This window comes from Rhodococcus koreensis, assembly GCF_017068375.1.
GTDB lineage: Bacteria > Actinomycetota > Actinomycetes > Mycobacteriales > Mycobacteriaceae > Rhodococcus_F > Rhodococcus_F koreensis.
The window spans coordinates 4364686-4388114 of sequence record NZ_CP070609.1; the positions used below are offsets into that span (position 1 = coordinate 4364686).

The 23429-nt window shown below is 68.8% G+C and carries 26 protein-coding genes and 1 tRNA gene; 11 read left to right on the forward strand and 16 right to left on the reverse strand.

Features of this window, described 5'->3' with window-relative positions; translation table 11 throughout:
• Positions 1–38: 38 nt before the first annotated feature.
• Entirely contained in the window at positions 39–578 is a 540-nt protein-coding gene (locus JWS14_RS19915; RefSeq protein WP_072942774.1) for a hypothetical protein, read from the reverse strand.
• Between the two features lie 100 nt (positions 579–678).
• Between JWS14_RS19915 and JWS14_RS19920 the strand changes: the two genes are divergently transcribed.
• Together JWS14_RS19920 and JWS14_RS19925 are read left to right on the forward strand one after the other, a co-directional pair.
• A complete protein-coding gene (locus JWS14_RS19920; protein ID WP_025431550.1) occupies positions 679–1206 on the forward strand; it encodes a peptidylprolyl isomerase in 528 nt (175 codons plus the stop codon).
• Positions 1207–1219: 13 nt separating this feature from the next.
• Positions 1220–2137 (forward strand): rhomboid family intramembrane serine protease, encoded by a 918-nt coding sequence (locus tag JWS14_RS19925; protein WP_072942775.1) that lies wholly within the window; start codon positions 1220–1222, stop codon positions 2135–2137.
• Here the strand turns inward: JWS14_RS19925 and JWS14_RS19930 are convergent.
• Both JWS14_RS19930 and crgA read right to left on the reverse strand, forming a co-directional pair.
• On the reverse strand, positions 2131–2589 hold the full coding sequence (locus JWS14_RS19930; RefSeq protein ID WP_083395680.1) for a PH domain-containing protein: 459 nt from the start codon (positions 2587–2589) through the stop codon (positions 2131–2133). The genes JWS14_RS19925 and JWS14_RS19930 overlap by 7 nt on opposite strands.
• A 67-nt stretch (positions 2590–2656) precedes the next feature.
• Positions 2657–2920 carry a cell division protein CrgA gene (crgA, locus tag JWS14_RS19935; protein WP_005249082.1) on the reverse strand — a complete coding sequence of 88 codons (264 nt, stop codon included), beginning with the start codon at positions 2918–2920 and terminating at the stop codon, positions 2657–2659.
• Between the two features lie 119 nt (positions 2921–3039).
• Between crgA and JWS14_RS19940 the strand changes: the two genes are divergently transcribed.
• Positions 3040–3741, forward strand: a complete 702-nt coding sequence (locus JWS14_RS19940) for a DUF881 domain-containing protein (protein ID WP_072942777.1) — start codon at positions 3040–3042, stop codon at positions 3739–3741.
• A 54-nt stretch (positions 3742–3795) separates the two neighbouring features.
• Positions 3796–4449: an aminodeoxychorismate/anthranilate synthase component II gene (locus JWS14_RS19945; protein ID WP_072942778.1), complete on the forward strand. Its 654-nt coding sequence runs from the start codon at positions 3796–3798 to the stop codon at positions 4447–4449.
• A gap of 60 nt (positions 4450–4509) precedes the next feature.
• Here JWS14_RS19945 and pknB read toward each other — a convergent pair whose 3' ends face one another.
• The 7 genes from pknB to JWS14_RS19980 all read right to left on the reverse strand — a co-directional run bounded on the left by pknB (position 4510) and on the right by JWS14_RS19980 (position 14261).
• Positions 4510–6429, reverse strand: a complete 1920-nt coding sequence (gene pknB / locus JWS14_RS19950; protein ID WP_206014157.1) for a Stk1 family PASTA domain-containing Ser/Thr kinase — start codon at positions 6427–6429, stop codon at positions 4510–4512.
• Positions 6426–7817: a serine/threonine-protein kinase gene (locus JWS14_RS19955; protein ID WP_095865468.1), complete on the reverse strand. Its 1392-nt coding sequence runs from the start codon at positions 7815–7817 to the stop codon at positions 6426–6428. Before JWS14_RS19955 ends, pknB begins: the two co-directional genes overlap by 4 nt.
• A 2-nt stretch (positions 7818–7819) precedes the next feature.
• The gene (locus tag JWS14_RS19960) at positions 7820–9307 is read right to left on the reverse strand and encodes a penicillin-binding transpeptidase domain-containing protein (protein ID WP_095865469.1); all 1488 of its coding nucleotides are present in this window, start codon (positions 9305–9307) and stop codon (positions 7820–7822) included.
• Positions 9304–10758, reverse strand: a complete 1455-nt coding sequence (locus tag JWS14_RS19965; RefSeq protein ID WP_009476773.1) for an FtsW/RodA/SpoVE family cell cycle protein — start codon at positions 10756–10758, stop codon at positions 9304–9306. Before JWS14_RS19965 ends, JWS14_RS19960 begins: the two co-directional genes overlap by 4 nt.
• Positions 10758–12245, reverse strand: a complete 1488-nt coding sequence (locus JWS14_RS19970; protein ID WP_072942784.1) for a PP2C family protein-serine/threonine phosphatase — start codon at positions 12243–12245, stop codon at positions 10758–10760. Before JWS14_RS19970 ends, JWS14_RS19965 begins: the two co-directional genes overlap by 1 nt.
• Entirely contained in the window at positions 12242–12706 is a 465-nt protein-coding gene (locus JWS14_RS19975) for an FHA domain-containing protein FhaB/FipA (RefSeq protein WP_005249074.1), read from the reverse strand. Before JWS14_RS19975 ends, JWS14_RS19970 begins: the two co-directional genes overlap by 4 nt.
• Positions 12707–12962: 256 nt before the next feature.
• Positions 12963–14261, reverse strand: a complete 1299-nt coding sequence (locus tag JWS14_RS19980; protein WP_206014158.1) for a DUF3662 and FHA domain-containing protein — start codon at positions 14259–14261, stop codon at positions 12963–12965.
• Positions 14262–14516: 255 nt separating this feature from the next.
• Here JWS14_RS19980 and JWS14_RS19985 point away from each other — a divergent pair.
• A tRNA-Leu gene (locus tag JWS14_RS19985) sits at positions 14517–14602 on the forward strand.
• Between the two features lie 81 nt (positions 14603–14683).
• Here JWS14_RS19985 and JWS14_RS19990 read toward each other — a convergent pair.
• Positions 14684–15130: a hypothetical protein gene (locus JWS14_RS19990; protein ID WP_206014159.1), complete on the reverse strand. Its 447-nt coding sequence runs from the start codon at positions 15128–15130 to the stop codon at positions 14684–14686.
• A 273-nt stretch (positions 15131–15403) separates the two neighbouring features.
• On the opposite strand from JWS14_RS19990, the gene JWS14_RS19995 reads away from it, so the two are divergent.
• Genes JWS14_RS19995 through JWS14_RS20010 form a run of 4 tightly spaced genes read left to right on the forward strand, consistent with a single transcriptional unit; the run spans position 15404 to position 17695 of the window.
• Positions 15404–15799 carry a DUF6292 family protein gene (locus JWS14_RS19995; RefSeq protein ID WP_072942790.1) on the forward strand — a complete coding sequence of 132 codons (396 nt, stop codon included), beginning with the start codon at positions 15404–15406 and terminating at the stop codon, positions 15797–15799.
• 54 nt (positions 15800–15853) lie between these two features.
• Positions 15854–16507: a hypothetical protein gene (locus JWS14_RS20000; RefSeq protein WP_095865471.1), complete on the forward strand. Its 654-nt coding sequence runs from the start codon at positions 15854–15856 to the stop codon at positions 16505–16507.
• Positions 16504–16965 carry an RDD family protein gene (locus JWS14_RS20005; RefSeq protein ID WP_072942794.1) on the forward strand — a complete coding sequence of 154 codons (462 nt, stop codon included), beginning with the start codon at positions 16504–16506 and terminating at the stop codon, positions 16963–16965. Before JWS14_RS20000 ends, JWS14_RS20005 begins: the two co-directional genes overlap by 4 nt.
• 46 nt (positions 16966–17011) lie before the next feature.
• Entirely contained in the window at positions 17012–17695 is a 684-nt protein-coding gene (locus tag JWS14_RS20010; RefSeq protein WP_095865472.1) for a helix-turn-helix domain-containing protein, read from the forward strand.
• Here JWS14_RS20010 and JWS14_RS20015 read toward each other — a convergent pair.
• Positions 17685–18080 (reverse strand): VOC family protein, encoded by a 396-nt coding sequence (locus JWS14_RS20015; protein ID WP_095865684.1) that lies wholly within the window; start codon positions 18078–18080, stop codon positions 17685–17687. The genes JWS14_RS20010 and JWS14_RS20015 overlap by 11 nt on opposite strands.
• A gap of 113 nt (positions 18081–18193) precedes the next feature.
• Between JWS14_RS20015 and JWS14_RS20020 the strand changes: the two genes are divergently transcribed.
• Complete coding sequence (locus JWS14_RS20020) at positions 18194–18589, forward strand: SRPBCC family protein (RefSeq protein WP_174705503.1); 396 nt, start codon at positions 18194–18196, stop codon at positions 18587–18589.
• Between the two features lie 371 nt (positions 18590–18960).
• On the opposite strand, the gene JWS14_RS20025 is transcribed toward JWS14_RS20020, so the two are convergent.
• The 4 genes from JWS14_RS20025 to JWS14_RS20040 form a co-directional block, all read right to left on the reverse strand.
• On the reverse strand, positions 18961–19728 hold the full coding sequence (locus JWS14_RS20025; RefSeq protein WP_206014160.1) for a hypothetical protein: 768 nt from the start codon (positions 19726–19728) through the stop codon (positions 18961–18963).
• Positions 19725–20402, reverse strand: a complete 678-nt coding sequence (locus tag JWS14_RS20030) for a DUF8176 domain-containing protein (protein ID WP_095865474.1) — start codon at positions 20400–20402, stop codon at positions 19725–19727. The genes JWS14_RS20025 and JWS14_RS20030 overlap by 4 nt, the downstream gene beginning before the upstream one ends.
• Before the next feature lie 70 nt (positions 20403–20472).
• Positions 20473–21339 carry a glycoprotein gene (locus tag JWS14_RS20035; RefSeq protein ID WP_206016122.1) on the reverse strand — a complete coding sequence of 289 codons (867 nt, stop codon included), beginning with the start codon at positions 21337–21339 and terminating at the stop codon, positions 20473–20475.
• A gap of 300 nt (positions 21340–21639) precedes the next feature.
• On the reverse strand, positions 21640–22662 hold the full coding sequence (locus JWS14_RS20040) for an FAD-dependent oxidoreductase (protein ID WP_179377879.1): 1023 nt from the start codon (positions 22660–22662) through the stop codon (positions 21640–21642).
• A 55-nt stretch (positions 22663–22717) separates the two neighbouring features.
• Here JWS14_RS20040 and JWS14_RS20045 point away from each other — a divergent pair, with 55 nt between their 5' ends.
• Positions 22718–23266, forward strand: coding sequence for a TetR/AcrR family transcriptional regulator (locus tag JWS14_RS20045; protein WP_072942804.1), 549 nt, complete (start codon positions 22718–22720; stop codon positions 23264–23266).
• Positions 23267–23429 lie beyond the last annotated feature (163 nt).

Sequence of the window (23429 nt, forward strand, 5' to 3'; positions counted from 1 at the left end):
CCGCACGAGCGCGCGCCCTGCCGGTCGGGGAGGACGGATCAGTTGGCCGCGAGGGGCTTCGTCGCCGTCGGCGGCGTGGCCTCCTGCGTGTCCGCGCTGTCGATATCGCTCAGGTTCGGGGGAGCGGACGCCACCCGCGGCTGCTCCCGGCGGCGGCTCTTGAAGAACACCGCGCCCCCGGCGACAGCGGCACCGATCAGCACGATGATCGCGACGCGACGGCCCTTCCGCGACTTCTTCTCCTCGACCGGCGCAACAGTCGAGGTGAGGGGACGAATGACGTCCTGGGCGACCTCTTTCACCGGTGCGGTCCGGGCGCGTTCGTACCCCTTCTTCGCCAGCGACGCCCCCTGCCTGCCGAGGAACACACTGACCTGCCCGGCGCCGCGGGCCGCGGCGAGCGCAGCCGAGCGCGCGCAGCGCAGGGCCTGATCGACAGCCTCGGATTCCTTGACCCGAACAGCCGAATCCTCGACGTGGGCCAGCGCGGTCTCGACTCGTTCGGACACCTGCTCCTGCAGGTGCTCGGCGCGTTCGGTCGGAAGCAGGTGCGTGAGGGACTCCGTCGCTCGTGTCATGACCCCACTTTGTCACAAGAACCGGCGGCACGAACCGATCCGAAGTACTCGAGTCACGGCGGCGGAACCACGCGGAACCGCACAATGGCAACATGGTGGTGTGACTTCACCTCATCAGACCGCAACCGCAACGCTGCACACCAACCGCGGCGACATCAAGATCGCGCTGTTCGGCAACCACGCGCCCAAGACCGTCGAGAACTTCGTCGGCCTGGCCGACGGTTCGAAGGACTACAGCACCGCCAACGCCGGTGGCACCGACTCCGGACCGTTCTACGACGGCGCCGTCTTCCACCGCGTCATCGACGGATTCATGATCCAGGGTGGCGACCCCACCGGCACCGGCGCCGGCGGCCCGGGCTACAAGTTCGGCGACGAGTTCCACCCGGAACTGCAGTTCGACCGCGCCTACATCCTGGCCATGGCCAACGCGGGCCCGGGAACCAACGGTTCGCAGTTCTTCATCACCACCGGCCCGACGCCGCACCTCAACCGTCGCCACACCATCTTCGGTGAGGTCGTCGACGAGGAGTCGAAGAAGGTCGTCGACGCCATCTCGACCACGGCCACCGATCGCGCGGACCGTCCGCTCGAGCCGGTCGTGATCAACAGCGTCACCATCGCGTAGGGAACCGCAGCACATGACCAACCCCGGCTGGGGCGGTGCCGCGAACGAGGGCACTCCGCCCCAGCCGCGGTGCGTCCGCCACCCCGATCGCCCCACTGCACTGTCGTGCAATCGGTGCGGTCGCCCCGCGTGTCCCGAATGCCTGCGTGAAGCCGCAGTCGGCTACCAGTGCGTCGACTGTGTCGCCGCCGGGCAGCGTGACGTCCGCGCGGTCCGCAACGTCGCAGGCGCCGTGACCACGCAGCGTGCGGTGCCGCTGGTGACGTACATCCTGATGGCCGCGAACGTCGGCATCTTCCTGATCACCGCGGCGCAGTCCCGCAGCATCATGCAGAACCAGGCGGGATCGACGCTCTTCGCCGACTGGGCGCTGTTCCCACCCGCTGTCGTGGACGGTCAGTTCGTCCGCGTGATCGGCAGCGGATTCCTGCACTTCGGTCTCATCCACCTGGCCGTCAACATGTTCGCGCTGTGGATCATCGGCCGCGACACCGAACTGGTCCTCGGCCGCGCCCGCTACGCCTTCGTGTACTTCGCGTCGATCCTCGGCGGTTCCGCCGCGGTGATGCTGTTCCAGCTGCACGCGGTCACCGCGGGTGCGTCGGGCGCCGTCTTCGGGCTGATGGGCGCGCAGGCGGTCATCCTCCTGAGGCTGCGACGCAGTCCGGCGCCGGTGATCTCGGTGATCGCCATCAACGTGATCATCAGCATCACCATCCCCGGCATCTCACTGTGGGGGCATCTCGGCGGCCTGGTCGCCGGAGCCGCGGCCACTGCGGCGATCCTCTACGGGCCTCAGCTGCTGGGCGCCGGGAACAACCGGGAGAAGGCCGTCACCGTCGGCTGGGTCTGCCTCGGCGTCGTGGTGCTGGTGCCGCTCGCCGTCATCGCGGTGCGCACCCTGCAGCTCCGCGCGAGCTTCGGCTACTGACCCCGGCCCACCAGACGGTGCACCGCGAGGGCATCGAACACGTCCTCCGGATTGGTGCCGAGATCCCAGCGGCCGAAGATCAGGAGGCGTTCGGTGCCGTCCTCGGTGCGGACGTCGATCTCGAGCATCGGCACCCGACGGCCCAGCCGTGGGTACCGCACCAGACGCGCCCGGTCGATCTGCGAACGGGTGTACCCGTGGCGGCCCGTCAGCCGGTGCACCACGATGCCGCCGCCCTCCTTGTCGACGGCCAGGCGCGGGCGCTGCCGGAGCGCCGACGCGGCGGTCAGCAGCAGCCCGAGGGCGGCGACGCATACGAGGACACGGCCCGCCGGCTCGATCGACACCGACAGTCCCGCGACCCCCAACACGAGCCCGCCCGCGGCCAGAGCGATCACCGCACCGAGCGGCGTCGACCACTCCAGCGGTGCCTCGTCAGCAGACATCGGCACTCGACCTGCGGCTATCCACAGGCGTTGTCCACATTGGGGATGAATGACATACGTGTAATTGTGATCGTCAACGCCAGCGCATTGTCATGATCAGCCCGACCACCATGAAGCCGAATCCGATGAGGAAGTTGTAGGCACCGAGGTTGTTCATCCACTCGAGCTGGTCGGCGGCCAGGTAGTAGACGAGCAGCCACACCAGGCCGACCAGCATGAACCCGAGCATCACCGAGACGTACAGGGTGCTCGAGGGGCCTGCCTTCACCTTCACCGGGGTGCGGCTCGCAGGGTTGATGGTGTAATCGGTCTTCTTTCGGACCTTCGACTTCGGCATGACGTCCTCGTTCGTGCGGCTCTGCGGGAATGTGGGCAGGTAGATTCGGAAATACCTGCGTGTGTACACGCTAACGTAGCCGCGATTCGCGCGGCGAGGACGAGGGGACGGAAACACCGGTGACCAGGTCGATCTTCTGGCGGATCGCGGTGCTGGTGGTGTGTCTCGTGGCCGGCCTGCTGGTGGCCACCACCCGCCAGGTGTCGCACGGCAACGAGATTCGTGCCGGTGATTCCACCCGGTTGTCCGACCTCGTGCGGAACGCACAGTCCGAGACCGATCAGGTGGCCGAGACCCGCGACAACCTGGCGGCGCAGGTGGAGTCGCTGCAGCAGGACGCGGCGGCGTCCGACAGTGGCGTCGCGCAGGCGCTCGCCGACAGCAAAGCGCTCGCCACCGATGCCGGACTCACACCGATGACCGGCCCCGGTGTCACCGTCACACTCACCGACGCCCCCCGCGACGCGGACGGCAAGTACCCCGTCGACGCGTCGCCGGACGATCTCGTCGTCCACCAGCAGGACGTCCAGAGTGTGCTGAACGCGCTGTGGGTGGGCGGCGCCGAGGCCGTCGGCATGCAGGACCAGCGGATCGTCAACACGTCCGCGCCGCGCTGCATCGGCAACACGCTGCTGCTGCACGGCCGCACCTACAGCCCGCCGTACGTGATGTCGGCGATCGGGGATCCGGCGCGACTGGAGGCGGCACTCGCCAACGAACCCGGAATCCGGGTGTTCAAGCAGTACGCGACGCGATTCGGCCTCGGCTACTCGGAGGCCGCGTCCGGCCAATTGTCCGTGCCCGGGTACGCGGGCCACTGACGTGAACGGTCCCCGGCCGTGCGGGGCTCGGGGCGAGCAGAATACCCTGCTCCCATGAGGATTCTCGTCGTCGACAACTACGACAGCTTCGTGTTCAACCTGGTCCAGTACCTCGGACAGCTGGGAACCCGGGCAGTGGTCTGGCGCAACGACGATCCGAACCTCACCGGGCCCGACGCGATCGCGGCCGCAGCGGCCGAGTTCGACGGCATTCTCCTGAGCCCCGGCCCCGGCACACCGCAGCGCGCCGGAGCGACGATGGACCTGGTCACGGCATGCGCCGCGGCCGGCACGCCGCTACTCGGGGTGTGCCTCGGACACCAGGCGATCGGCGCCGCGTTCGGCGCGACCGTCGACAGGGCGCCCGAACTCCTGCACGGCAAGACCAGCATCGTCCACCACACCGGCGAGGGTGTTCTCGCGGGTCTGCCCGACCCGTTCACCGCCACGCGCTATCACTCGCTGACCGTCCTGGAAGACACCATCCCGGACGAACTCGAGGTCACCGCGCACACCGACAGCGGCATCGTCATGGCGATGCGGCACCGGGAACTGCCGATCCACGGCGTCCAGTTCCACCCGGAGTCGGTGCTCACCGAGGGCGGGCACCGGATGCTTGCCAACTGGCTCACCGTCTGCGGCGACGCCCCCAAGGAATCCCTCGTCGCCACCCTCGAAGCCGAGGTCGCGCAGGCATTGGGCGCGTAGCGCCCGTGCGCCTTTCTGGTTGCTGTAGCTACCAGAAAGGCGCACGGGCGGCGGAGCCGCCTACCGCGGGATGCCGAGCGCGCCGACACCGACCGAGACGACAGCGTTCTTGGTGATTTCCGATCCCGGCGGCTGTTCCTGGCTGATGATCTTGCCGACCATCTCCGGGTCCAGCGTGGACGTCTGCGTCTGATTCAGCGAGGCCGACGACCCGCTCCAGCCGGCGCTGCGCAGCTCTGCGAGTGCCTGCGACACCGTCTTGCCCGTCAGGTCGGGCATCTCGATGTTGTTGCCGTTCGACACCCGGATCTGGATGGTGTCGCCCTTGGCGGCGGTGGAGCCGCCGACGGGATCGGTGGAGACGACCTGCCCCTTGGGCACACCGGAATCGATGTTCTGGATCTGCACCTTGAAGCCGGCGCCCTCGATGTTCGCCTGCGCGACCTCGACCTTCTGGCCGGTGACGTCGGGGATGCGGATCTGCTCGGGTCCGGTGCCCAGCGTGACGGCGACCTCGGAGTCGAGGGAGATGCTCGCGCCGGAGGACGGGTTCTGCTGGATCACCTTGTCGACGTCGGAGGCGTCGGACGGTGCGCGGGCGACGGCGGTGTCGAGCCGCAGACCGACCGCGTTCAGTTCCTGCTGGGCTTCCTGCTGGGTCAGACCCGCGAGCCGCGGGACCTTCACCTGTTCGGGGCCCGACGACACCTCGAGGGTGATCGTGCTGCCCTCGTCCACCTGCACGCCGCCGACGGGCCGGGTGGTGATGACGTTGCCGGTCGCCACGACGGCGTCGGGTTTCTGCTGCCGGGAGACGCGGAAGCCGAGGTTCTGCAGCGTGGTCTCGGCGTCGTCGGCCGCCTGGTTCGTGACGTCCGGCATGGTCACCTGATCAGCCTTCGAGCCCGGGCCCACGGACCACAGGAACGCGCCGACGATGCCGACGACGATGAGGGCGCCCAGCGCCATCAGTGCCAGCCGCATCGGGTTCTTCTTCTTGTCGGGTTCGCCGCCGTCCGTCTTCGTCGCCGTCGCCTGGGTGGCGGTCTGCGGACGCCGGTAGTTTCCGGCGCCGGAGTCGACGGCACCGAGGATCGTGGTGCGGTCCTCGTCGCTCATGACCATCGGCGCGCTGGGGCGCTGCCCGCCGAGAACCCGGACCAGGTCGCTGCGCATGTCCGCGGCGGTCTGGTAGCGGTTGGCGGGGTTCTTGCTCATCGCCTTGAGGATCACCGAGTCGAGCTCGCGCGGAATGTCCGGGTTGACCACGGACGGCGTCTGCGGGTCCTCCCGCACGTGCTGGTAGGCGACCGCGACCGGGGAATCACCCTTGAACGGGGGTTCGCCGGTGAGGATCTCGAACAGCACGCAACCGAGCGAGTACACGTCCGACCGGGCGTCGACCTGCTCGCCGCGCGCCTGCTCGGGCGAGAGGTACTGGGCGGTGCCGATGACGGCGGCCGTCTGCGTCATGGGGCTGGACGCGTCGGAGATCGCCCGCGCGATGCCGAAGTCCATCACCTTCACCGCGCCCGCACGGTTGATCATCACGTTGGCGGGCTTCACGTCACGGTGCACGATGCCGTTGCGGTGGCTGAAGTCGAGCGCCGCGCACACGTCCGAAATGACTTCCATCGCCCGGCGCGGCGCCATCGGGCCCTCGCCGCGCACGATGTCCCGTAACGTGTCGCCGTCGACGTACTCCATCACGATGTACGGCAGCGGTCCCGCGTCGGTTTCCGCCTCGCCGGTGTCGTAGACGGCCACGATCGCCGGATGGTTCAGCGCCGCCGCGTTCTGCGCCTCGCGGCGGAACCGCAGGTAGAACGTGGGGTCGCGGGCCAGGTCGGCACGCAGGACCTTGATCGCGACATCGCGGCTGAGCCGGACGTCCCGGGCGAGGTGGACCTCGGACATGCCACCGAAGCCGAGAATCTCACCCAGCTCGTAGCGTGAGGAGAGGTTGCGCGGTGTCGTCATGGCTGTCCTTGTGGGGTCGGAGTAGTTGACTCCTCCGACGTGGTCGTCGTGGTCGTCGTCGTGGGTGCGGTGGTGGTCGTGGTGGTAGTCGTCGTCGGCTCTGTCGTCGTCGTGGTCGGCGGCTGGGTGGTGGTCGTCGTGGTCGGCGGCGGCGGCGGGGTGGTCGTCGTCGTGTACGTCGGCTCGGTGGTGTACGTCTCTTCCTCGGTCGTCGTCGTGGTCGTCGGCCGCGGTGTCGTCGTGATCGTCCGCAGCGAGGATGTGATCGCAGGCGACGTCGGGTCCTTCGTGTCACCACCGTCGAACAGGACGAGTGCGAGCGCGATGATCGCCGCCAGCAGGATCAAACCACCTGCACCCCAGGCCACGGCCTTCTGGCCGCTGGTCAACCCGCCTTTCTTGCCGTCACCGTTCGCGTCGTCCGGCGGCACCTGCCCGGTGACCGGTCCCGCGTACGCGGTCTGCGAAGGCGGCATCATCTGGGTCGCACCGGTCATCGGCGGGCGCAGCACCCGCGCCGCCCCCGTGCCCGACACACCCGGCGGCGGAGGCCGCCTGCCGGCCCGGACCGCCGCGACCGCGTCGGCGAACTCTCCGCCGCTGGCGTAGCGGGTGCTCGGATCCTTCGCGATCGTGATGTCGATGAGCTCGCGGATGTTCGGCGGCAGGTCGTTCGGCAACGGTGCCGGCGCCTCCTGCACGTGCTTCATCGCCACCGTGATGGCCCCGTCGCCGATGAACGGGCGCCGTCCCGACAGCGCTTCGTAGCCGACGATGCCGAGAGAGTACACGTCGCTGGCCGCGGTCGCGTCCTGGCCGAGCGCCTGCTCGGGGGCGATGTACTGGGCGGTGCCCATCACCATGCCGGTGCGCGTGACCGGCGAGTTCTCCACGGCCTTGGCGATGCCGAAGTCGGTGATCTTCACCTGACCGGTGGGGGTGATCAGGATGTTGCCCGGTTTCACGTCGCGGTGCACGACTCCGGCGTCGTGCGCCACCTGCAGCGCCCGCCCGGTCTGCTCGAGCATGTCCAGTGCGTGCGGCACCGCGAGACGGCCCACCCGCGCGAGGACGGCGTTGAGCGGCTCACCGTTGACGAGTTCCATCACCAGGTAGGCGGTGGAGTCGCCAGTGGCGTCGCGGACCTCGCCGTAGTCGTAGATCCCGGCGATGCCGGAATGGTTCAGCTGCGCGGTGGTGCGCGCCTCGAAGCGGAACCGTTCGACGAACTCCGGGTCGGAAGAGAACTCGGACTTCAGAACCTTCACCGCGACACGACGGTTGAGCCGGTTGTCGGTCGCTTCCCAGACCTGTCCCATTCCGCCCGTGGCGATGAGCCGGATCAGGCGGTATCGATTGGCGATCAGCGCGCCGTTGTTCAGTGCCACAATCAGCCCCCTTGTAGTCCGGCTGCGATGACGGCACGGCCGATAGGTGCAGCCACCGAGCCGCCGGTTGCGGCCAGTGCACGATCTCCGCCGTCCTCGACGATGACCGCGATGGCCACGGTCGGGTTCTGGGCGGGTGCGAATCCGATGTACCAGGCGTGGGGCGGGGTGTTCCGTGGGTCGGTTCCGTGCTCGGCGGTGCCCGTCTTGGACGCGATCTGGACGCCCGGGATCTTGCCCTCGCCGCTGGTGTTGTTCTCGGAACCGATCATCAGCTCGGTCAGGGTAGCCGCCACCTGGGACGACATCGCCTGGCCTTCGGACACCGGGTTGGTGGTCGCGAGGTTGGACAGGTCCGGGCCCTGCAGTTCCGACACCAGCTGTGGTTGCATGCGCACTCCACCGTTGGCGACGGTAGCCGCGATCATCGCGTTCTGCAGCGGGGTGAGCGCCACGTCACGCTGGCCGATGCTGCTCTGGCCGAGCGCGGCGTCGTCGGGGATCGACCCGATGGTGCTGTCGGCGACAGGGAACGGGACGCCGGGCATCTGCCCGCCGATGCCGAGTGCGCTGGCCTGGTCGCCGACGGCGTCGGTTCCGGTCTTGATACCGAGTTCGACGAACGCCGTGTTGCAGGACCGCGCGAACGCCTCCCGCAGCGACGCGGTGGGTGCGCCGCCACAGGTGGAGCCGTTGTAGTTCTCGAGCGTCGTCGACGTGCCGGGAAGGGTGATCTGCGGGGCCGCGGTCAGCTGGGTGTCGGGGGTGGTTCCGGCGGCAAGCGCGGCGGCGGTGACCACCACCTTGAACGTGGAACCGGGCGGGTACGTCTGCGACACCGCGCGGTTGATCAGCGGCTTCTCCGGGTCGGCGTTCAGGGCCTCCCACGCCTGCGTCGTCTCGGTGCCGTCGTGGCTGGCGAGCGAGTTGGGGTCGTAGCTCGGGGTGCTCACCATCGTGAGGATGCGTCCGGTGCTCGGCTCGATCGCCACGACCGAACCGGTGTAGCCCTTCGCGGTCAGCTCGTCGTACGCCACCTGCTGCATCACCGGGTTGATGGTGCTCACCACGTTGCCGCCGCGCGGGTCGCGTCCGGACACGAGGTCGAAGAAGCGACGCCCGAACAGCCGGTTGTCGGAACCGTTGAGGACCGGGTCCTCGGACCGCTCGAGTCCGGTGCTGCCGTATTGCATGGAGTAGAAACCGGTGACCGGTGCGTTGGCCAGCGGGCTCGACGGCGCCGCCGGGTTCGGCGGGTAGGTGCGCAGGTACTTGTAGCGGTCGTCGGTCGGCACGGATGCCGCGAGCACCTGCCCGGCGGCCGAGATCTGGCCGCGCTGACGCGAGTACTCGTCGAGCAGCACGCGCGAGTTCCGCGGATCGGCCCGCAGGTTGTCCGCCTTGATGACCTGGACGTAGGTGGCGTTGGCGAGGAGGGCGACCACCATCACCATGACGGCGATCGCGACACGACGCAGCGGTGTGTTCATGAGCGCGGCACCATCTCGGTCGGGGCGTCGGCGATGGGTGCGGGGCCCTTCTTCTTCGGGACGGCCGGCTCACGGGCAGCGTCGGAGATCTTGATGAGGATCGCGAGCAGGAGGTAGTTGGCGAGCAGGGACGACCCACCGTACGACATGAACGGCGTGGTCAGACCGGTGAGGGGGATCAGTTTGGTGACGCCGCCGACCACCACGAACACCTGCACCGCGATCGTGAACGACAGACCGGCGGCGAGGAGCTTGCCGAAGCTGTCGCGGACGGCGAGTGCGGTGCGCAGGCCGCGGATGACGAGGATCAGGAACAGCATCAGGACGGCGGCGAGACCGATGAGTCCGAGTTCCTCGCCGATCGTCGCGACGATGAAGTCGGTCTTCGCGAACGGCACCTGGGCGGGCCTGCCGCTGCCGAGCCCCGTCCCCGCGACGCCACCGGTCGCGAGCCCGAACAGCGACTGCGAGATCTGGTAGCCGGTGTTGTTGTAGTCGGCCAGCGGGTCGAGCCAGGTGCTGACCCGGACCCGGACGTGGCCGAACAACTGGTACGCGAAGAAGAAACCGATGCCGAGCAGTCCGACACCGATGAGCAGCCATCCGACGCGTTCGGTGGCGATGTAGAGCATCACGAGCACGGTGCTGAACAGCAGCAGCGACGTGCCGAGGTCCTTCTCCAGCACCAGCACACCCACCGACACCATCCACGCGACGAGGATGGGCCCGAGGTCGCGGGCGCGGGGAAGGTCGATGCCGAACACGTGCTTGCCCGCGGTGGTGAACAGGTCGCGCTTCGCGACGAGGACGGAGGCGAAGAAGATGATCAGAAGGATCTTCGCGAACTCGCCGGGCTGAATGCTGAAGCCGGGGAGGCGGATCCAGATCTTCGCGCCGTTCACCTCGGAGAAGCTCGACGGCAGGATCGCCGGGATGGCGAGGAACACCAGTCCGGCGAGGCCCAGGGTGTAGCTGTAGCGGGCGAGGAGGCGGTAGTCCTTGAGCAGCACCAGCACGGCCACGAAACCGGCGATGGCCAGCGTCGTCCACAGCACCTGCTGGTTGGCGTCCGGCGACGGGACGGGCAGCCCGAAGTAGGCGGCGGACTGTGCGTCGGCGAGGTCGAGCCGGTGGATCAGCACCAGGCCGAGTCCGTTGAGCAGCGCGACGATCGGCAGGATCAGGGGGTCGGCGTACGGCGCGAACCGGCGCACCGCGAGATGCGCGATCAGGAACAGCGCCGAGTAGGCGGCGGCGTACTTGGCGAGGTCCCAGGTGATGCTCTGTTCCTGGCTGGCCTCCACCAGCACCAGCGAGATCGTGGTGATCAGGATCGCGAAACCGATCAGGATCAGCTCGGTGCCCCGGCGCGTCGACTGCACGGGGGCTGGCGCGAACCCGCCGGGTGGACTGGGAAACTGCGCCCCCGGTGATGCACTTGCGACCGACATCAGCTAGCCGTCCTGCAGTTCTGACCGGGAACCTGGGTCACGGTCGGCGCCGGGGTGGCGGTCGGGGTCTGGGGTGCAGGTGTCTCCGGTGCCGGCAACGCTGCCGGGGGAGCGGGAGCGGGTGCGGGCGCGGGCGCCGTGGTCTCCGGGACGGGCGCGGGTGCCGGCGTCGGAACTGGACTCGGTGCCGGGGTGGTCGTCGTCGTGGTGGCCGACTCCGACTCGCAGACCGGAAGCAGATCGTTCTGCGCGAGCCGCGTCATCTGGTTGCGGACGTCGTCGAGCTTGCCCGAGGGCAGCCCGGCACGCACCTGTTCACGGGCGGACGGCTGGAGGTCGTCGACCTCGAGGATGGTGCACCCGTTCGGTGCCTCGGTGGGCGACATCAACGTCAGGTCGCCGGAGTCGCTGACACAGCCGACCAGGTTCGCCTCCTGCAGCGAGTAACCGAGCACCGAACCGGGAACTCCGCGCAGCACGGTGACGCGTTCGCCGTCGGCGCCGACGTAGTAGTTGTTGCGGACCAGAGCCCGCCCCACGAAGGCAGCGACGGCGACCACGACGATCAGACCGAGCGCGAGCGCAGCCCACCACATGCGGTGACGCTTCTTCTTCGTCGGCGGTTCCTCGACCTGCGGGACCACCCGCTTCGGCGTCGCACGCGGCGGACGCATCGCCGCGGCACGTCCCGCAGCCGTGTTGGGTGGCGGCGCGTCCTCCTCGTCGTCGGCGGAGGCGGCACCGGCCACGATGGGATGACTCTGCCCGTAGTCGAGGTCGATGACGTCGGCGACGACGACCGTCACGTTGTCCGGGCCGCCGCTGCGCAGGGCGAGTTCGATGAGCCGGTCGGCGCACTCGTCCTGCGAGCCCTCCCGCATCGTGTTCTCGATGGTCTCGTCGCTGACCACGTCCGACAGTCCGTCGGAGCACAGCAGATAGCGGTCGCCGGCGCGGGCCTCGCGGACCGTCAGCGTCGGTTCGATCTCGTTGCCGGTGAGGGCGCGCATGATGAGCGAGCGCTGCGGGTGGGTGTGCGCCTGCTCGGCGGTGATCCGGCCCTCGTCGACCAGCGACTGCACGAACGTGTCGTCCCGGGTGATCTGTGCGAGGGAGTCGTCGCGGAGCAGGTAGGCGCGGGAGTCGCCGATGTGGACCAGCCCGAGCTTGTTGCCGGAGAACAGGATTGCGGTGAGCGTGGTGCCCATGCCGTCGAGTTCGGGGTCTTCCTCGACGTGATCGGCGATGGTGTCGTTGCCCTCGCGGGTGGCGGCCTCCAGCTTGCCGAGCAGGTCTTCGCCGGGCTCGTCGTCGTCGAGATGCGCGAGGGCCGCGATCATCAACTGCGACGCGACCTCACCGGCCGCGTGACCGCCCATGCCGTCCGCGAGCGCCAGCAGGCGGGCCCCGGCGTACACCGAATCTTCGTTGTTGGAACGGACGAGGCCACGATCGCTGCGGGCGGCATAGCGGAGTACGAGGGTCACGGGCGCAACTCGATTACCGTTTTGCCGACCCGTACGGGGGTACCGAGCGGCACGCGGACAGATGTGGTGACCTTGGCGCGATCCAGGTACGTGCCGTTGGTCGAGCCGAGGTCTTCGACGTACCAGTCGGCGCCTCGCGGGGAGAGCCGAGCGTGGCGGGTGGATGCGTAGTCGTCGGTGAGGACGAGCGTGGAGTCGTCGGCCCGGCCGATGAGGACGGGCTGAGTGCCGAGAGTGATGCGCGTGCCGGCGAGGCCGCCCTGCGTCACCACCAGATACTTGGCCGTCTTCGTCTTCCCCAGCGACGGCAGAACATTGCCGCTGCGCGAATATCGGGGCGGCACACGGACGCCGGAGCCGGCGTAGATGTCGCCACGCAACGCCCGCAGGACGGTCCAGACGAACAGCCACAGCAGGAGCAGGAAACCTGCTCGTGTGAGTTGCAGAATCAAACCTTGCACGGCAGTCCACCTCCTTCTGTGGCCGGAACAGTCGAGATTCCGGCGTCTTTTTCTCGCAGCATCATAGGGGCAACCCGCACCCTGCGATCAGGATACGGACAGCCCACAACGATACGGAGTCCCCACCGTGTTACGTCCGACACGGGCTCCGACGCGATGTCGGTCCAGTATCGAAGCCGTCTCGGTTGTGTCTCGGCGAGGGAGTTCGGGTTCGGGTCTCGGCGATGTGTCTTCGGGGTCCCAACTCGGTGGAGCCTCAGAGGATTCGGACCAGGATCTCCGAATGACCCGCCCGGATGATGTCTCCGTCGGCCAGCTGCCAGTCCTGCACCGGCGCACCGTTGACGGTGGTGCCGTTGGTCGAGCCCAGGTCGGACAGCATCGCCACCTGACCGTCCCAGCGAATGTCGATGTGGCGGCGCGACACACCGGTGTCGGGCAGGCGGAACTGTGCCTCCTGGCCGCGGCCGATGATGTTGTTGCCCTCACGCAGCTGGAAGTGGCGTCCGCTGCCGTCCTCGAGCTGCAGGGTCGCCGTGAACGTGTGCCCGTCCGGTGCGTACGCCTGCTGGCCGTAGCCGCCCTGGTCGTAGTCGGCGTACCCCTGCTGGTCGTACTGCTGCTGGTCGTAGCCACCCTGCTGGTAGCCGCCGCGGTCGTAACCCTGGTCGTAGCCCTGCGGCTGCTGGTAGCCGGCGTCGGCGTGGGAGCCGTCCGGGTAGCGCGCGGGAGCCTGCTGGTCGTAGCCGCCCTGGTAGTCCTGCTGGTAGCCGCCCTGCTGGTAGTCGTAACCGGCGTCCGCGGGCTGCTCGTAACCGGGGGCCTGCGCGCCCTGGTCGTATGCCTGACCGTAGGCCTGATCCTGGGGGTACCCGCCGCGCTGGTCGTCGGGGTACTGCTGCTGGTCGTAGCCGCCCTGCTGGTAGCCGCCGCGGTCGTAACCGTTCTGGTAGCCCTGCGGGTACCGCTGGTCCTGACCCGCATGGGCATGACCGTTGCGCGCGTACTGCGGGTCGGGATTGCGGTTGCCCGCTGGTTCGCGGCTGGGGTCGTAGCCTGAGTTCTGCGTCATGGGGCCAGCTCCTGGATTCGACGTGACGGGTACAAACGGTGCCTGTGGTCGCGGTGCGGGACCGCGTGGCGGTTCGGGTCGCCCCGGCGTGGCCGCACCCTGGCGGCCGGCGTCCGGATCCACCGAACCCCGGGTGCGGAACTGCCCGGTGTGCAGTGACGGCGACGGTTCGAACGCGACATGAATGGGACCATACGTCTGCCAGCCCTGGTCGCGAATGAAGTCTTCGAGGTGTCGGGCGAAGGCCTTGACCGTCAACTCGCGGTCGGCGGCAAGTTCTTCGTGGTCCGAGTTGTTGATGGCGATGACATAGCTGTTCGGCGCGAGCAGGTGCCCACCGTCCAGTTGCTGGATCCGGTCGGAGGCTTCCTGCTGAAGCGCGGCCTCCACCTCCTGCGGCACCACACCACCGCCGAAGACCCGGGCGAACGCGTCACCCACGGCTCCCTGGAGCTTCCGCTCGAAACGTTGAACTATCCCCATCGGAACCTCCTCACGGTGCCTGTCGGTCGGGCCTTCTGTCCTCGGTGCGCGGCAGCCGTGACAAGACACGTCCGTGTCGCGCCACTGCCGTGCGTGGATCCCACGGTACTGTCATTGCCTCGAGCCATGACGCGGGTCTACGCCCTTGCATGATATCGGTCTTTGCCTGGACGGGTGTTTTTGTCGTCGTTTCGGGTCCTGACCTGTACGAATCGTGATTTCTGGCGACCTCGTGTTAATGTTTCCGGGTCGCTCGGGCGAGTGGCGGAATGGCAGACGCGCTGGCTTCAGGTGCCAGTGTCCTTCGGGACGTGGGGGTTCAAGTCCCCCTTCGCCCACCACAGGCGATTCTTCGGAATCGCGACAACGAGGCCACGAACTCCACGGAGTTCGTGGCCTCGTTTCGTTGGCCGTACCGGTGCCTACTGGGGGCGGATCGGATTGCAGGCGACGCTGACGTACGTGACGATCCCTTCTTGCAGTCCGCAGGTCGTGTAGGCGCCCGTCGAGACGCCGACCTCCCACCACGGGGCGCCGTAACCGGCGACGCACGATCCGGTGGACGGTGTCCCGGCCGGAACCCACACGCCGTCGCGGCGGTAGCCCTGGATCCAGGGAATGTGCGACACACCGCCGGGGCCGGGAATCGCCCGCGGCGTCAGGCCGAAGCACTCGACCGTCCCGATGTGCACGGCGGTGCTGCCGGCGGGCACGTCCTGCGCCGTGCAGTGCGAGGTGCCGGACGTGGGCGTGGTGGCGGTGTGACAGTCGGCCGTGGGTTCGGCCTGGGCGGGTGCGGCGCTGACGGTGACCACCGTCGCGGCGAGGGCGGCCGCGACGTCGAGAATCGTGAGGAACCTGTGGGTCATCGACTACTCCTTCGGGTCCGTACGTTGCTCTTGTCGGTACGGCACCGGAATCCGTTAGCCGACGGGCCCGCCGGGGTGGTGTCATCCCCACCCCAGGGTGCCTACCCGGGTGGTCGGCGCAGCCCGACGATGGAGTGGAAGCCACGTCGCGACCCTCCGGCCCTTCCGGACCGGAACCCGTCCCCCCGGCGGTTCGTGACGAATGACTCGAGTGTGAACCTGCCGTCCGGCTTCTTCCGCTCGGTTTCTGCGAACGTCGAGAGTGGGTTGTAGATGAGCATCAGCCAGGTCCGGGCCACCAGCTCGGCGAATGTCGGTGAGTACGTCGGTTCCGTCGCGACGATGGTGGAGGCCCTGTCGGTCGACTGGTGGTTCACCCCAGCGTTCGACGTGGTTGTGACCCTTTCCAGCGAGATCCCCTACTACCGCGGCCGGAAGGCGGTCCTGGCCTGGAACCGTCACTTCGGGTGGTCGCTCGGGGTCCACGGACTCTCGCAGGGCAACGTTCTGGTGGTCGAGGCGCTCGGGTTGGGACCGGCCCCGGATCCCGCACTGTGCTCGGATCGGGTCGCCGAGATGCTCACCGAACTCGCCGGCTGGGCCCCTCAGCGGGCGTCCGGACAGCCCGCCCCGCGAATCGTGCACGGCCCCGGCGCTCCTCGCGGGTGACCCAGTTCGCGGGAACCCGTGCGGCCCCGGCGTCGACCGGCTTGGATAGCGAATATGGACGGCAGGAGAGCCCCCGATCCGCTGCACCTCGCGGTCGGCGCCGCCGCGACCGCCGGCGGCGCGCTGCAGCGCGTGATCGGATTCGGCATCGACACGGCGCGACGCCTGCCGGGAGTCGACCCCGTTCTGGTCACCCTCGAGGAACGCGGCACCGAGACACTCCGCGGCGCCGACGAACTCGCGGACCGGGTGCTGCACGCGGTGCTGCGGAAGGTCGTGCAGGTCGCTCTTCAGGAGGTGGACCTCACGACGATCGTGCGTGATCACGTCGACCTCGACGTCGTCGCCGAGGGAATCGACATCCAGCGGATCATCGACCGGGTGGACGTGGACGCGATCGCCGCCCGGGTCGACATTCCGCAGATCCTCGATCGCGTCGACATCGACGCCGTCGCCGCGCGGGTCGACGTGGATGCGATCGTCGACCGCGTCGATGTGGATTCCGTCATCGGACGCGTCGACCTGGTCGTGCTCGCCGACACCGTGATCGAGGGCGTCGACCTCCCGCGCATCATCCGTGAATCGACCGACTCGATGTCCAACGAGGCGGTCCGCGGGGTGCGCACCCAGGGCATGCAGGCCGACGACGCCGTCGCCGGGTTCGTCGGCAAGTTGTTCGGGCGCGGGCACGAACCGGACGATGCATGAGCGCCCCGGCGCATCGCGCCGCCGGGATCGTCACCCGGGGTCTGGCCTGCGGCATCGATCTGGCGATCGTCATGGCCGTGATGGGCGGAATCTACGTGGGCGCACTGTTCGTGCGGTTGCTGTTCTCCCCGCAGGAGTTCACGTTTCCCGACGCCAGTGCCCTGCTCTCCGTCAGCATGTTCATCGGCGTGGCCGTGCTGTACCTGACCGCGTGCTGGGCGGTGAGCGGCCGCACCGTCGGCGCCGTGATCATGGGGCTGCGGGTGGTCAGCCGCAACGGTGAACTGATCGGCTGGCTGCGCGCCCTTCTCCGCGCGGTGCTGTGCGTGATGTTCGGGTTCGGGTTGCTGTGGGCGGCTGTCGACGGCCGGCGCCGGTCGCTGCAGGACATTCTGCTGCGGACCGCCGTCGTCTACGACTGGGAGCCGGATCTGCACGTCGGCGAGCCGGGCGCCTGACCGCGCACCCCGGCAGATTGTCGTAGGGGCTGCCTAGCATGGGGTCATGTATACGGAGCGGCGGTCGGTGTTTCCCGGCGCCGTCGTGTGGCAGAAGACGGCGGCCGGCGGTGAGGCGGCGATCCTGCCGGACGGCTGCATGGACCTCATCTGGATGAACGGCGACGTCGTCGTGGCCGGCCCGGACTCCCGCCCGTATCTCACTCGCAGCCGAGCGGGCGACCACTACGTCGGGTTACGTTGTTCCCCGGGCACTCTGCCGGATCTTCTCGGAACCCCGGCCGAGGAGTTGATCAATCAGCGGGTGCCGCTCGCCGACGTGCTGAGCGACCGCGCTACCGCAGAATTCCTCGGCAGGATCGCCGACGCCGCCGACCCCGGCCGGGCACTCGAGGAGTTCGCGCGGTCACGCCGGCTCCTCGGGCCGCCGTCGGACGGCAGAATCTCCGTGGTCGTGCGACTTCTGCAGCAGCAGGCCTCCGTCCGCGACGTCGCGGACGGAATCGGTGTCGGCGAGCGTCAACTGCACCGCCTGTGCCGACGGCAGTTCGGTTACGGGCCGAAAATGCTGGCCCGGATCCTCCGGTTGCAGTCGGCGGTCGGGCTGGCGGGGTCGGCCATTCCCGCTGCGCAGGCGGCCGGCATGGCCGGGTTCGCCGACCAGGCCCACCTGATCCGGGAGGCCCAGGAGTTGACGGGCCGCACGTTCGGTCAGCTCGTCACGGCGTGAGCGCGGCGAAGAGGTCGACGGAGTTGCCGTCGGGATCGTCGACGGTGGCGTAGCGCTGCCCCCACGGTGCGTCCCACGGCTTCTTCTTGCCGTTGTACCCGGCGCCCGTGATCTCGTCGAAGAGATTGTCGACGCCGGCAGCGGTCCCGCAGTCGAAGGCGAGCGCGATCCGATGCCCGCCGGAAGGTTCGGTCCAGTCGGGGGTGAACGAGCGGATGGTCTCGATCGTGTCCCACAGCAGGCGGACCCCACCCGGAAGTTCGAATTCGACGTGCGGCGCCTGATCGGCGTCGGCGGGAATGTCGAGTCCGAGCCGCCGGTAGAACGCGAGCGACGTGGGCAGGTCGCGGACGACCAGTTCGATGGCACTGAATGTTGCGGTCATGTCCAGAACGCTAACGATCTCGGGCGGACCCGCATTGAAGGTTTCGGACATCGCGCACCCGGGGGTCCGATTTCTTCAATCATCCGGGTCGTGCAGCGGGGATGCTGGGAGTCATGACCACCGAATCAACCCATGTCAGTGTGTTCATCGCCCGGACCGCCGCCGACGTGTACGCGTACGCGAGCGACCCCGCCAACCTCCCCGCCTGGGCGGCCGGCCTCAGCAGCACCATCACCCGCGACGGCGACCGCTGGCTCGCCGACTCCCCGATGGGCCAGGTCGCCGTGACCTTCGCGCCTGCCAACGACTACGGCATCCTCGACCACGACGTCACCCTCCCCGGCGGCGACACCGTCTACAACCCCGTCCGCGTCATCCCCGACGGCGACCACAGCGAAGTCGTCTTCACCATCCGGCGACGCGACGGCGTGAGCGCCGAAGAATTCGCGCAGGACGCCGCAACCGTCACCGCCGACCTCCAGAAGCTGAAGGAATTGCTGGAGGCGTGAGGCGGTCGCGCTGTAGTCGCTTGTTGTTGCGTTTGCACACCGATTAGCCAGAATCTCACGCAATTGCGGGCGCAAATGGCAAATTCGTGTGCGGATGTCAGCGGCTCAGCTCGAACCGAATGGAATCACTTGGCGGTGAGAATGGCGCGCATCTGAGCGAGAGGGACCTCTGTCGATCGCTCGACGTCGAGTTCGTCCTCGATGGTAACCGCTTGGTTTTGCATGTCGATCAGCATGTTGAAGGCATTTAGTGCGATTTCGCGAGTTGAATTCGGCCCGGGATGAGGAGCAGCGCCGAACGGGTTCCCCCCAAGACAGCCCCCTGATGTCGAATGTCCTCCCGGCCCGGAAGGGTACTGGACGTGCCGCGCTCAGACTCGTTCCTTACGACCTTCGGCCACGGCCGTTGCCGCTGCGGCGACGCGCTGGTACGCCGCCCGGGTTTCGGGTGCGAGCTTGCCGTGTTCGATGACGATTCCCATGCCGAGGTGTTCGTCGTAGGGGATGGTCTCGACGCCCCATACCTGTCCGCCCAGGTATTCGCGGAGGAGGTCGAGATCCACCTGCCAACCGGTGGAGTCTTGATTGGACACGGTGACGACGGTGCGGGCGAGTCCGGGTTCGCCGAGCGTGTCGCCGATCGACTGCAGTGCGGACCGGAGGCGGTTGAACGCGTCGGCCCGGCACGGCACGACGAGGACGATGGGCGACGGGGTGGCCAGCAGCGGCGCGAGGTACGCGGCACGCAACCGGTGACCGAGGTCGTGGACGGCACTCACCCTGCGAGCACGCAGTGCCACTGTGAGAGTGTGGAATTCACGGTCGGCCGCGGTCTGGTTGCCGATGCGGTTCAGGATGCGGGTCCCGGCGCTCGTGCGGGAGCAGTACCCGTCGAACACGTCGTCCGCGACGGGGCCGGCGGCCACCAGCTGCTCCAGGCCACTCACCGACAGCACGGCGTCGGCGCCGCGTTCGGCGACATCGCCGCCCGCGGGAGTCGCGTCGACGGCGACGACCGCACCGCCGCGGGCCGCCTCGGTGTTGGCGAGCCCGAGCGTCGTCGTGGTGGCGCCTGCTCCTCCGCACGCCCCGAGAACCAGGGTCGACACCGGAAGTGCTTGCTGCAGTGGGTCGGTCACTTCGCGTCTCCAATGGATGTGATGTACGTGCGACCGTCGCGGTCCGCGGTGGTCACGACCTGCTCGTACCGTTTCGTCGACCCGTCCGGTCGCAGTTCCGACAGCGTCACCGCGTAGTGGCCGGGTTCGGTTTCGGTGATGGAGAGGCAGTGCTCGGTGCCTTCGGGCAGCAGCGAGTCGATGCCGCCCTGGATGGTCTCGGCGGACCCCAGCGGCGCGTCGGGAGCGACCACCTCGCGGGCCTTCGCGCCGCTTCGTGCGACGTAGTAGGCGTGATCGAAGGCCAGGATCGCGGCGACGCCGTCGGAGGTCCCGCCGGGACCGTTGCCGACCACCGTCGCACCGTCGCGGGATGCGGTGCACCATCCTGCGGCGACCGGGTTTCCGCGCGCGTCACCGGAAGTGGAGGCGAACACGGCGACCCCACCGACGACGACGGCGATCACCGCTGCGGCGGCTCCGGCGACCGCGAGTTTCCGCTTGCCGCGACCGTCCCGGACGGGCGGGGTGGGATCGGGTTCGTCGCCCGGCGCCAGCCATGTCGGCGCGGGGGGAGGGGGCAGCTGTTCGGGTTCGGGCTCCGCGACGGGAACCGTCGGTGCCGCGGCCGACGGGAAGGGCGGGTACCAGTGCGAGAAGCGGTCGAGGGCTGCCCTGTTCGGCGGTTCTGTCACAGTTGAATCCTCCACACCTCATTCCCCCGCGCGGAGCCCACCCCTGACGGCTCCGCGCGGGGGAATCGGATCACACGTGCAGCGTCGCCTGGCTGCGCACGTTCACGCCGCCGATCGTGGTGGTCGCCGGACCGCTGTCGGTCGACTGCAGCTGCGGGAGCTGCGGTGCGGGCAGGGACGCGATCGTCTGCACCAGCTGCCCGAACGCCGGGGACCGGTCGGCGGCGTCCGCGATCACGGCGGCGACTTGTGTGACGTCGACGGGTGCCGACCAGTTCGTCGGGTGCTCGGCGTTGGAGTCGGCCGAGAACGCGGAGACGGTGGCGGCGGTCGGCGAGGACGGGTCGACGGCGACGCCCGCGGTGCCGGTGGCGTCATCGACGCGCCAACCGATGGTCCCGACGTACCCCTCGGGGTTGCCGTACTGGCGGCCGTTGACGGCCACCGGCACCGCGCCGACCAGCGTGTCGGCGGCCGCGTTCACCTCGACCACCGGCTTCGGCACGGGCAGGGCGGGGGCGACGGGTGCCTGGTGCGACTTCGGCATGTCGTCGGGGTCGATCCACACGGTCGCGGGCTGGGCGGCCTGCTCGGCGGGCACGGACTGCGCCGCGGGTGCCGGTTCCGCCGGAGCCTCGCCCTGTGCCAGGTCGGGTGCTGCGGGGGCGGCCGTCTCGGCGCCCGGGACCGCCAGCGGCGCCTGCGGGGGAGCGGGCGGCGTCGTGGCCGGGGCCGCCGGGTCGGTGACACCCGGCTGGGACGTGCCGGGCGGTGTGGACGGGACCGTCACGCCGGGTTGCGATGTGGTGGGCGGCGTCGAGGGATCGGTGACGCCAGGCTGCGACGTCGACGGCGCTGTGGCCGGAGCGGCGTGTGCCGTCGCGGCCCCGAGCAGAGCGGCGGCGGACACCGAGATCGCGGCGGCCAGAGCGTGCATGCGGATTCTCAAGTCGTGACTCCTGAAGTCGAACGGACATGGTTGATCGAACGGACTGGCGCTGACGAAGCAAACGCAAGAGAGATGCAGATCAGAGGCACCGAAAGAGGGAAGCGAGCACAGCAGAATGCCTCCACCGACACGGTGGATGTGTTGTTTCCCCGATGAGATCCGTCCGTGCTGCCGGCGCACTGCCGCAGCCGTCGTTCACCGCCCCCATGACCGCCCCCGGTTCTTTCTCTTCCCCCTACCGCGGCAAAGTACCAGACGGGCAACCGTTCCCGCGCCCCCGGATTCCGGTCAGGCCAGGCCCGCGGCCAGCCTCACCGTCAGATCGCGCAGCGGACGGAGGCGGCCGGTCATCGCGACGGCGGACATGGCGCGCGATCCACGCACCAGCCGCCGGGTCGCGGGCCGCCGCGTGCGGTCGTAGCGGCGCAGCGCGGTGTGAATGTCGGTGTCGGCGGTGAGGAATCGGCCGAGCGTGACGGCGTCGACGAGGGCCTCGCACGCGCCGCGGCCGAGGTTCGGCGCCATCGCGTGGGCGGCGTCGCCGAGCAGCGCCGTGGTGCCCGACACGTACGACGGCAGGGCCGGCGACTCGTACAGGTCGTGGTGGAGCATCGCGTCGGGGGTGGCCGCATCCAGTACTGCCCGCACGTCGGCGTGCCAGCTCCCGAACCGGGACCGGAGGAAGTCGAGGCCGCCGGGGTGCCCGGCGTCGGTGCGGATGCACGCGAACCAGTTGACGAGTTCGCCGTCGCGCGGGGTGATGCCGAAAAGTGCGTCTGTGTCCCAGGTTTCGCTGACTGTGTCGCGATGTCCGGGCACCCAGCCGCGCCAGGCGGTGGCTCCTACATACTGTGGCTCGAATTTCTCGCCGAACAGTTGCGTGCGGGTGGGGCTGCGCAGACCGTCCGCGCCGATCACGACGTCGCGGTCCGTCAGCGCGTCGAGGGTGGGAGCGGGGGTGCCGAACGAGATCATGCCGTCGGGCAGCGTCTCGGCGAGCGTGGCCAGCAGGGCGGGCCGCGACAGCAGGTAGGCGGTGCGGTCGCGGTTGTCGATGGTGCCGATCACGGATCCGTCGGGGCGCAGGAGCGAGCCGCGGTGCTGCGGCGATCCCAGCGTGCGCACCCGATCGCCGGCGCCGATCGCGTCCAGCGCGTCGAGGGCCTGCGGCCACATGCCGAGTGCGGTGCCCGACGTGGGCAGGGTGTCGGCACGCTCGAAGACGTCGACGTGCCAGCCGGCGCGGGACAGGTAGCGGGCGACGGCGAGCCCGCCGATGCCGCCGCCGAGGACTGCTGCGGAGTGCGTCATGACCATCACGCTACTACGGGTGTAGTGAATTTACTACCGATGTAGTGTCGGTGTCATGGCAGACAAACGGGAGCAGGTGCTCGACGCCGCCATCGCGCTTCTCGGCACGAAGGGGGTACGGGCCCTCACGCACCGCGGCGTCGACGAACTGGCCGGAATGCCGCAGGGGTCCACGTCCAACTACTTCCGCAGCCGGGGTGCACTGCTCGAAGGGATCGTCACCCGGCTCGTCGAACGGGACCGGGAGGACTGGGAAAAGTTCGCGCATCTCCGCCCCGACAGCAAGCATGCGCTGGTCGACGCGCTGGTCGCGTTCGTGAGATTCTCCACCGGTCCGGACCGGGTCCGCACGGGCGCGCGATACGCGCTCTTCGTCGAGGCCTCCGTCACGCCGGGGCTCGACGCGAAGATCGGATCGGCACGGCGCGCCCTCGTGGAATGGGGCGCGGACATGCTGGAACTCGTGGGTTCGAAAAACCCCGCCTCGGACGCCGTCGTGATCACCGACTACCTAGACGGTCTCATCCTTCACCAGCTCACCGTCCCGGATCTCGATTTCGATCCGACTGCGGGAATTACAGCGGTCCTCGGCGCGCTCACTTAACATGTACTCAGTGCAGTCGGACGAGGTCCGCCCTCGACAATGCCCAGTTCAGAGGGTAAATAGGCCAACCTAAGTTGTGTTTCGTCAGGGGTTCTGAATTATCGTTTTCGTTACACGTTGGACCCACGAAAGTCCGACCCGACCGAAAAGCCACGTCGCCTGG

What these genes read in the sequence shown, in the direction of transcription:
- JWS14_RS19915 (WP_072942774.1), bottom strand. Translation starts at nt 578, where the DNA reads ATGACACGAGCGACGGAGTCCCTCACGCACCTGCTTCCGACCGAACGC.
- JWS14_RS19925 (WP_072942775.1), top strand. Translation starts at nt 1,220, where the DNA reads ATGACCAACCCCGGCTGGGGCGGTGCCGCGAACGAGGGCACTCCGCCC.
- crgA (WP_005249082.1), bottom strand. Translation starts at nt 2,920, where the DNA reads ATGCCGAAGTCGAAGGTCCGAAAGAAGACCGATTACACCATCAACCCT.
- JWS14_RS19945 (WP_072942778.1), top strand. Translation starts at nt 3,796, where the DNA reads ATGAGGATTCTCGTCGTCGACAACTACGACAGCTTCGTGTTCAACCTG.
- pknB (WP_206014157.1), bottom strand. Translation starts at nt 6,429, where the DNA reads ATGACGACACCGCGCAACCTCTCCTCACGCTACGAGCTGGGTGAGATT.
- JWS14_RS19960 (WP_095865469.1), bottom strand. Translation starts at nt 9,307, where the DNA reads ATGAACACACCGCTGCGTCGTGTCGCGATCGCCGTCATGGTGATGGTG.
- JWS14_RS19965 (WP_009476773.1), bottom strand. Translation starts at nt 10,758, where the DNA reads ATGTCGGTCGCAAGTGCATCACCGGGGGCGCAGTTTCCCAGTCCACCC.
- JWS14_RS19980 (WP_206014158.1), bottom strand. Translation starts at nt 14,261, where the DNA reads ATGGGGATAGTTCAACGTTTCGAGCGGAAGCTCCAGGGAGCCGTGGGT.
- JWS14_RS19990 (WP_206014159.1), bottom strand. Translation starts at nt 15,130, where the DNA reads ATGACCCACAGGTTCCTCACGATTCTCGACGTCGCGGCCGCCCTCGCC.
- JWS14_RS19995 (WP_072942790.1), top strand. Translation starts at nt 15,404, where the DNA reads ATGAGCATCAGCCAGGTCCGGGCCACCAGCTCGGCGAATGTCGGTGAG.
- JWS14_RS20000 (WP_095865471.1), top strand. Translation starts at nt 15,854, where the DNA reads ATGGACGGCAGGAGAGCCCCCGATCCGCTGCACCTCGCGGTCGGCGCC.
- JWS14_RS20005 (WP_072942794.1), top strand. Translation starts at nt 16,504, where the DNA reads ATGAGCGCCCCGGCGCATCGCGCCGCCGGGATCGTCACCCGGGGTCTG.
- JWS14_RS20010 (WP_095865472.1), top strand. Translation starts at nt 17,012, where the DNA reads ATGTATACGGAGCGGCGGTCGGTGTTTCCCGGCGCCGTCGTGTGGCAG.
- JWS14_RS20015 (WP_095865684.1), bottom strand. Translation starts at nt 18,080, where the DNA reads ATGACCGCAACATTCAGTGCCATCGAACTGGTCGTCCGCGACCTGCCC.
- JWS14_RS20020 (WP_174705503.1), top strand. Translation starts at nt 18,194, where the DNA reads ATGACCACCGAATCAACCCATGTCAGTGTGTTCATCGCCCGGACCGCC.
- JWS14_RS20035 (WP_206016122.1), bottom strand. Translation starts at nt 21,339, where the DNA reads ATGCACGCTCTGGCCGCCGCGATCTCGGTGTCCGCCGCCGCTCTGCTC.
- JWS14_RS20040 (WP_179377879.1), bottom strand. Translation starts at nt 22,662, where the DNA reads ATGACGCACTCCGCAGCAGTCCTCGGCGGCGGCATCGGCGGGCTCGCC.
- JWS14_RS20045 (WP_072942804.1), top strand. Translation starts at nt 22,718, where the DNA reads ATGGCAGACAAACGGGAGCAGGTGCTCGACGCCGCCATCGCGCTTCTC.